Origin of the sequence: Herbiconiux daphne (genome assembly GCF_024979295.1) — a bacterium.
Lineage (GTDB): Bacteria > Actinomycetota > Actinomycetes > Actinomycetales > Microbacteriaceae > Herbiconiux > Herbiconiux daphnes.
On record NZ_JANLCJ010000061.1, the window covers coordinates 1 to 1843 of the forward strand.

Below are 1843 nucleotides of genomic sequence, written 5' to 3' on the forward strand. Positions count from 1 at the left end.
TTGATTGTACCTGCATTAGCTTCCGTTGCGAATGCCAGTGAAATTCCTGCTACCACGGTAGCCAATAATAATGTAGTTTTTTTCATAATAATTTTCCTCCTAATTTTCCAACCATACAGGGACAAAGCAACATAAACCAAATATCAAAAACGGGACGACAAACAACAATTTGCAAAACTCCTTTCGGTGTGGTACTCATTTGCCGTTAGGCTTAACCCTCACACCGTTCATTTATTTAACTTCTATCGATAGTATAAAGGAACGGTGCAAAGTTGTCAACAACTAATTACTAAATTTTCAAGTTGTTTTTGTTCCTTAACGCAATCATGCATAGGTTGCTTGTATTTAGTGCCTACTTGTGACGGGTAAATATCTTTCATAGAGAATGACCCGAATTCACTTTCAATGTAAAGCATATCTTCATTCTCATATGCTTCCATATTATCCGCTTGTTCCGCTTGTGCTTTTTCGAGAATAATCTTACGGGCTTTAATTAAAGCAGGTGTAAAGTAAATAGGATAGGCGGTACCTGCATCAAGTTCTGTAAAACCATCATACAAGGTAATGGTGCCAATTTGGTTTCTTATCGATCGTAATGTTTTAATCAGTGAACCTTTAGAAAATTGATTCTTGATAAATTCCTCAAAGGTTACGCCTTCCGTTATGAATGATTCTAAACGGACACCACCGCAACGAATCTGAATACCTTTTACTTTACCTTTTTTCATATCCTTAGAATAGTAGCAATATTTCTTGTGGTTAAGAACATAAAAATCGGTGATTTCATGATTCTCAATATCCCACTTTCCAAGGTTCATATCATGAAACATATCAGCAGGCATTTTATGGAAGATAGCTTTCTTCAAATATAAACTATCAGTATCGCAATACACAAAATTTTCATCAATTTCTTGTGGTGTTAAATGAGATAACGGTGATAGAAGATTATACAATGCAACAGATGTTACAAATGAAGAAAATACGATATTTCTTTCTTTGTTTTCATAGCCGTTAGGCATGTTAAACAATGTTCGGTTATCTTCCATCAATCGGAATAGATTGAAGTGTGATTTCAAAGCAGGTAAACCATAAAGCCCGTTCATGTTCACCTTAGAAATTGCAATTCCTTCATCGGTTAACTGTTCCGTATTTGGTTCGTCAGTAACAACAATATTTAACGGCGAATCGTCTATCATTTCAATTCTAAATTTTGCCTTGCCTTGTGTCTTGATTCGGTAAAATTCTGCCAACGTTTCACGGGAACCAAAATACATACAACGATGCTTAATGTATGCATTGACAGGTAATGTTTCAATCTTGATACCTGTTATCTTTTCAATCATTTTAAAAGTATAGGTATTGATATACTTTTCATTTGATGAAGAAGAATAATACTTAACAAGCATTTGACGGACAACCCTTGATTTGATTCTTGATAAAATTTCATCGTTAAAAATTTTCATATCAACTGCATACTGATAGTAGTAATTCTTATCAGAAGTATCGATAAAAATTGGGGTAGGTTGTTTATATGATTCTGCTTCAACAATGAAAGTAGGAATCTTTTCAGCAAACATGACAAAAGGAAAAGATGAATTAATATCGATAGAAAACATCGCTTCTTTTATGTGTTTAGCAATGTATGCATCATTGTAGAAATTTAAACCACCTTTGAAAAACTCTTTCAAGAAGTCATATAAATTCATACCGTGAAAAGCAAAATCTGTATAACGGAATAATGAATTATACTTAGAACCTTCTTTTTGATACTGTTTCAGCAGTTGCCAATTTGCAAGTGGGTTAGTTGTGTATTTCTCTTTGATATTTACCGTTTTTGTACGTT

1 protein-coding gene is annotated in these 1843 nt (G+C 33.6%); it reads right to left on the minus strand.

All coding sequences use genetic code 11. The features are described from left to right. Nucleotides 1-275: 275 nt before the first annotated feature. The coding region (locus tag N1032_RS22825; protein ID WP_259542605.1) for a hypothetical protein at nucleotides 276-1843 on the minus strand (1568 nt) is incomplete at its 5' end.